Source organism: Roseateles sp., from assembly GCF_036404855.1.
In the GTDB taxonomy this organism is placed as follows: domain Bacteria; phylum Pseudomonadota; class Gammaproteobacteria; order Burkholderiales; family Burkholderiaceae_C; genus Pelomonas.
Genome location: NZ_DASWYS010000255.1, coordinates 1 through 5,565 on the forward strand (window position 1 = coordinate 1; position 5,565 = coordinate 5,565).

General features: G+C 72.1%; 6 protein-coding genes and 1 riboswitch. Of the genes, 3 read left to right on the forward strand and 3 right to left on the reverse strand.

The window, feature by feature from the left end; all coding sequences use genetic code 11:
- Together VGF12_RS16785 and VGF12_RS16790 are read left to right on the forward strand one after the other, a co-directional pair.
- A partial coding sequence (locus tag VGF12_RS16785; protein ID WP_331177192.1) for a M24 family metallopeptidase occupies nucleotides 1–606 on the forward strand: 606 nt, incomplete at its 5' end.
- The gene (locus tag VGF12_RS16790) at nucleotides 603–1,529 is read left to right on the forward strand and encodes a DUF3616 domain-containing protein (protein WP_331177193.1); all 927 of its coding nucleotides are present in this window, start codon (nucleotides 603–605) and stop codon (nucleotides 1,527–1,529) included. The genes VGF12_RS16785 and VGF12_RS16790, both read left to right, overlap by 4 nt.
- Here VGF12_RS16790 and VGF12_RS16795 read toward each other — a convergent pair.
- Nucleotides 1,519–2,700: an MFS transporter gene (locus tag VGF12_RS16795; RefSeq protein WP_331177194.1), complete on the reverse strand. Its 1,182-nt coding sequence runs from the start codon at nucleotides 2,698–2,700 to the stop codon at nucleotides 1,519–1,521. The two genes, VGF12_RS16790 and VGF12_RS16795, sit on opposite strands and share 11 nt — an antisense overlap.
- 13 nt (nucleotides 2,701–2,713) lie before the next feature.
- Nucleotides 2,714–2,794: riboswitch (S-adenosyl-L-homocysteine riboswitch) on the reverse strand.
- Nucleotides 2,795–2,853: 59 nt separating this feature from the next.
- Between VGF12_RS16795 and VGF12_RS16800 the strand changes: the two genes are divergently transcribed.
- On the forward strand, nucleotides 2,854–3,933 hold the full coding sequence (locus tag VGF12_RS16800; RefSeq protein WP_331177195.1) for an NAD(P)/FAD-dependent oxidoreductase: 1,080 nt from the start codon (nucleotides 2,854–2,856) through the stop codon (nucleotides 3,931–3,933).
- Nucleotide 3,934: 1 nt separating this feature from the next.
- Here VGF12_RS16800 and xopAW read toward each other — a convergent pair whose 3' ends face one another.
- Together xopAW and VGF12_RS16810 are read right to left on the reverse strand one after the other, a co-directional pair.
- Complete coding sequence (gene xopAW, locus VGF12_RS16805) at nucleotides 3,935–4,672, reverse strand: EF-hand domain-containing protein (RefSeq protein WP_331177196.1); 738 nt, start codon at nucleotides 4,670–4,672, stop codon at nucleotides 3,935–3,937.
- Nucleotides 4,673–4,866: 194 nt separating this feature from the next.
- The coding region (locus VGF12_RS16810; protein ID WP_331177197.1) for an efflux RND transporter periplasmic adaptor subunit at nucleotides 4,867–5,565 on the reverse strand (699 nt) is incomplete at its 5' end.

Genomic DNA, 5,565 nt, shown 5'->3' on the forward strand with positions numbered 1-5,565 from the left:
GGACAGTATCTCGGCGGCACGACGGACATCACCCGCGTCTGGCCCATCGGCACCGTGAGCGCCGCGCAAAAGCGCGACTACACGCTGGTGCTCAAGGGCACCATCGCGCTGTCGCGCACCCGCTTCCCGCGCGGCACGCTCAGCCCCATGCTGGATGCCATCGCCCGCGCGCCGTTGTGGGAGCATGGCCTGGACTACGGCCATGGCACGGGTCACGGCGTGGGCTACTTCATGAACGTGCATGAGGGCCCGCAGAGCATCTCCAAGGCCATCGGCGAGGCGGCCATGGCCATGGAACCCGGCATGATCACCTCCATCGAGCCGGGCCTGTACCGGCCGGGGCTGTGGGGCGTGCGCATCGAGAACCTGGTGCTCAACGTCGCCCTCGCCACGCCGGAGAACAACGCCTTCGGCGAGATGCTGGAGTTCGAGACGCTGACGCTGTGCCCCATCGACACGCGCTGCATCGATGCAAGCCTGCTGCGCGCCGACGAGATCGACTGGCTGAACCGTTACCACGCGACGGTGCGCGAACGCCTGGCCCCCAAGGTCGGCGGCGCGGCCCTGGCCTGGCTGACGGAACGCACCGAGCCGCTGGCCGCATGAAGACGCTGGCCGCGCTGCTGCTGGGTGCGGTGGCGGGTGCGGCCGGTGCGCAAGCGCGCTACGAGGGACTCTGCGACGCCTCGGCGGCCGTGGCCCTCGACGCGCGGCACTTCATCGTCGCCGACGATGAGCACAACAAGCTCACCCTCTACCGGCGTGGCGAAGCCCGCCGCGTCGGTGAGGTGGTGCTCGACAAGTTCCTCAAGGCGGACAAGGAAGCCGACCTCGAAGGCGCTGCCCAGGTGGGCGACCGCATCTACTGGATCACCTCGCATGCGCGCAACAGCGCCGGCAAGCCGCGCGAGGACCGGCAGCGCTTCTTCGCCACCGCGATCCGCGGCACGACGGTCGAACCCGTCGGCACCCCCTACACCGCCCTGCTGGCCGACCTGCTGGCCGCACCTGTCCTGGCGACGCTGAAGCTGTCCGATGCGGCCCAGCGTGCGGCCGAGGCGCAAGGCGGCTTCAACATTGAAGGACTGGCCGCCGCCCCCGACGGCAGCCTGCTGATCGGGCTGCGCAATCCCATCCCGCAAGGCCTGGCCATCGTCATCCCGCTGCTGAATCCGGCCGAGCTGGTCGACGGCAAGGGCCCGGCGCGCTTCGGCGCCGCCCTCCGCCTGGACCTGGGCGGCCGCGGCGTGCGCTCCCTCGAACGGGTGGGCAATGGCTACCTGGTCGCTGCCGGCCCGGCGGCCGACGACGGCACGTTTGCGCTGTTCCGCTGGAGCGGCAAGCCGGGCGAAGCGCCCGTGGCCCTGAAGGTTGAGCTGGGCACGCTGAGGCCGGAAGCACTGTTCGCCTGGCCCGACGGCCAGGTCACGCTGCTCAGCGACGACGGCGGGATCAAGGTGGGCAAGCAGGCCTGCAAGGACGCGGACAAAGCCAAACGCTCGTTCCGCGCGCTCGACGTCAAGCCTTAGCCAGTTCCGGGTAGCGCCACACCAGGGCGGCGCTCGCCAGCAGCAGGACGAGCACGCCGCAGAACACCGGCACCGCACTGGCCTCGCCGCCCAGGAACGGCGCCACGAGCTGCGTGCCCAGGGCGCCCGCCGCCAGCAGGGCCAGCACCAGCATGGCCGTTGCGCGGCCCATCTGCGCGGGCGGCACGGCCAGCGCATCGACGAAGGTGGCCGGACCGCGGATGGCCAGCGAGCCGCAGAAGCACATCCAGTACGCCGCCACCGCCGCATAGGGCAGCGCCCCGAGCAACGCCCCGATCAGCGCCAGCGCACAGGCCGTCACCTGCACCGAGGCGCCCAGCCGGACGGCACGCGCATGGCCCAGCCGCTGGGCCAGCCGGCCGGATTGCGACGCGCACAGCATGAAGCTGCCCACGCCCAGCACCTGCAGCAGCGCGAAGGCGCTGGAGCCCAGGCCCAGCGCATGCTGTAGCAGTTGCGGCGCACTGGCCAGGAAGGTCAGCAGCGCGCCGATGCACAGGGCGTGCGACAGCGCCAGCCGCAGGTAGCTGCGGTTGCGCAGGATGGCCGCGTAGCTCGCGTCATGGGCCATGTTGAGCCCGGGCAGTTGGCGCGGCGCAATCTTGACGACCCAGGGCAGCACCAGCAGCGACAGGCCTGCCAGCACCCAGAAGGTGCCGCGCCAGTCCACCAGGGTCAGCATCAGCGCGCCCAGCACGGGTCCGGCGGCCGGCACGATGGCCTCCACCATGGAGATGGCGGCGATGCCACGCACGACATCGGCGTCGGCGAGCGTGGCGCGCGCGACGGTGGGCGCCACGACGGTGGCCGCCGCAGCCGCGACGCCCTGCAGCAGGCGCAGCACCAGCAGCGTCTCGATGTTGGGGGCCAGTGCGCAGCCCAGGCTGGTCAGGGCAAGCAACGCCAGGCCGACTTCCATGCAGCGGCGCGGACCCAGGCGGTTCAGCAGCTCCCCCCACAGCAACTGGGCGGCGGCCAGGCCCGCCAGATAGACAGCAACGGTGGCCTGCGCCAGCGAGATGCTGATGCCCATGCCCACCTGCAGCGCAGGCACGGCCGGAAGGTAGAGGTCCATCGCCGCCATGCTGACGCCGGTGACGAAGGCCAGCGGCAGGATGGTGCGTATCGATGCGGACGTTGACGGATGCAAGAGAGCCTCTTCTTTACAGAGGGCGCCCTTGTGCTGACGCCACCACCGAGCGTGGCGGAGGCACCCGGCCTCCGTCGCAGCACCCCTCGGCGGGACGGCGCCGCGGTATCCGCCGCGGCGAGGACCGCATTCTAGGCAAGGCACACTGCGCCCATGGATCAGGTGGAAGTCGCCGTCATCGGCGCCGGCGTCGTGGGCCTCGCGGTGGCGCGCGAACTGGCGCTGCGCGGGCGGGAGGTCGTCATCATCGAGGCGGCGGGGGCCATCGGCACCGGCATCTCCTCGCGCAACAGCGAGGTCGTCCATGCCGGGCTCTACCACCCGGCCGGCAGCCTCAAGGCGCGGCTGTGCGTGCGCGGCCGGCAACTGCTCTACGACTACTGCGAGGCGCGCGGCGTCGCGCACCGGCGCTGCGGCAAGCTCGTCGTCGCCACGCGCGCGGCCGACCTGCCGCGGCTGCAGGTGCTGGCTGCCCAGGGGGTGGCCAACGGCGTCGCGGATCTCGAGCTGCTGGACCGGGACGCGGTGCAGGCGCTGGAGCCGGCGCTGCGGGCCGAGGGCGCGCTGTGGTCCCCCTCCAGCGGCATCGTCGACAGCCACGGGCTGATGACTGCCCTGCTGGGTGACGCGGAACGGGCCGGTGCGACGCTGGCCCTCGCGAGTCCGGTAGGCGGCGGCCTGCGCCACGGGGATGGCTGGCGACTGCGGGTGGGGGACTTCGAGCTGGGCGCACGCCACGTCGTCAATGCCGCCGGACTGTTCGCGGCGCAGGTGTCGGCCTCGCTCGGCGCCGTGGCGGCGCCCCTGCGTTTTGCGCGCGGCCACTACTTCGCGCTGGCCGGGCGTGCGCCGTTCTCGCGACTGATCTACCCACTGCCGGTCGACGGCGGCCTGGGCGTGCATCTGACGCTGGACCTGGGCGGCCAGGCCCGCTTCGGGCCGGACGTGCAATGGCTGCCCGACGCCGACCCGGCCGGGCTGGACTATGCGGTCGACCCGGCGCTCGCGCCGGCCTTCGAGGCCGAGGTGCGCGGCTACTGGCCAGACCTGCCGGCGGGTGCCCTGATGCCCGCCTACGCCGGCATCCGCCCCAAGCTCAGCGGCCCGGGCGAGCCGGCAGCAGACTTCCGCATCGACGTGCAGCCGGGACTGGTCAACCTGCTGGGCATCGAATCGCCAGGGTTGACGGCCTCGCTCGCACTGGCGGACGTGGTGGCCGACCGGCTGGGCTGAATCAGGCGCGGGTGTCCACGCCCTGGCTCTGGGCGGTCGGCTGGAGCCAGTTCCTGCTGATCTGGTCGTAGAGCTTCTGGGCCAGCACAGCGATGTCGGACGTCGCGCCCTGCCCGTCTGCACCGGCGCCCGCCTTCGCCAGCTCCTTGAGCTGGCCAGCCAGCCTCTCGATCTCGGACACGGTGCCGTCCTGGTTGGTGTCCAGCGGGTCGAGGCTGGCGGAGGATGAGGCCGACGTCGCCGGCGTGCCGCCACCGGCTTGGGCGGGCGGCGGACCGCCGGCGCCCTGCGGCCCTTGCGGGCTTTGTGATCCTTGTGCCCCCTGCTGCGAGCGTGCGGCCTCGAACTCAGCGCGCGAGAGCTGGCCGTCGCCGTCGGTGTCCAGCGCAGCGAAAGGATCGGCGTCACCGTCCTCCTCGTCGCCGGAGCCGGCACGGGCCTGCGCGAAGTCCAGTGTCGAGGCCGGCGGCGGCATCAGGTCGCGCATGCCCTGGCTCAGCTCGTCGCTGGACAGGCTGCCGTCCCCGTCGCTGTCCATCTGCTTGAGCAGCGCTGCGCTGTCGGTGTCGTCGGTCGGGTTGCCGTGCTTCAGCATCGCCGCCAGTTCCGTCGCGTCGACGCCTCCGCTGCCGTCGCTGTCCACCTTGGTGAACAAGCGCGCATCGTGTTCGGCCTTGCGGGTTGATGGCGCGCTGTCCCAGGCCCGGTTGGCACCGCCCAGACCGCTGATCGTGCTCATTGGCTGCTCCTTCAGAAGGGTTGTGGATCGCCCCGCGGCCAGATCCTTCGGAGGCCGGCGGGACGATTCATTCTTCTGGGCACGCGTCAAGCGTTCGTATGCGCGCGATGTCCGGGCTGACACAAAGCCGCCCTGCAAAGCCCGAACTGGCCCCGGATTGCGCCACTGATGCGGCGATGGCCGGGAAAGCCGCCTCAGCCGCGGGCCGACTGCCTCGCGATGATGGCGTCGGCCGCGTGCTCGGCCTGCTGCAGCGGCTGGCCCAGCGCCTGCGTGCTGTAGGCGGGCGTGGCCGGCGCCGGGCTGCCCAGCACCGCGCCCCCGGTGTCGTGCGTGTCGACGGTCACGTCCATGGACAGGCCCACGCGCAGCGGATGCTCGCGCAGCTCGGCCGGGTCCAGCGCGATGCGCACCGGCACGCGCTGCACGACCTTGATCCAGTTGCCGGTCGCGTTCTGCGCCGGCAGCAGTGAGAACGCGCTGCCCGTGCCGGGCGACAGGCCCAGCACCTTGCCGTGGTACTCGACCTTGCCGCCGTAGGTGTCGGCTTCCAGCGTGGCCGCCTGGCCGACGCGCAGGTTGCGCAGCTCCGACTCCTTGAAGTTGGCGTCCACCCAGAGCTGCTCCAGGGGCACGATGGACATCAGCGCCGTGCCCGGGATCACGCGGCTGCCCACCTGCACGCTGCGCTTGCCGACGTAGCCGGACACCGGCGAGACGACCGCATTGCGGCGCAGCGCGAGCCAGGCCGCCACATAGTCCGCACGCGCGGCCAGCACGGCGGGGTGCTGGGCCAGCGCCACGCCCTGCACGCCGGCGCGGGCGGCGTCCACCTGGCGCTGCGCGACCTCCAGCGCGGCCTGCGCGGTCCGGACGGCCTGGCGGGCATGGGC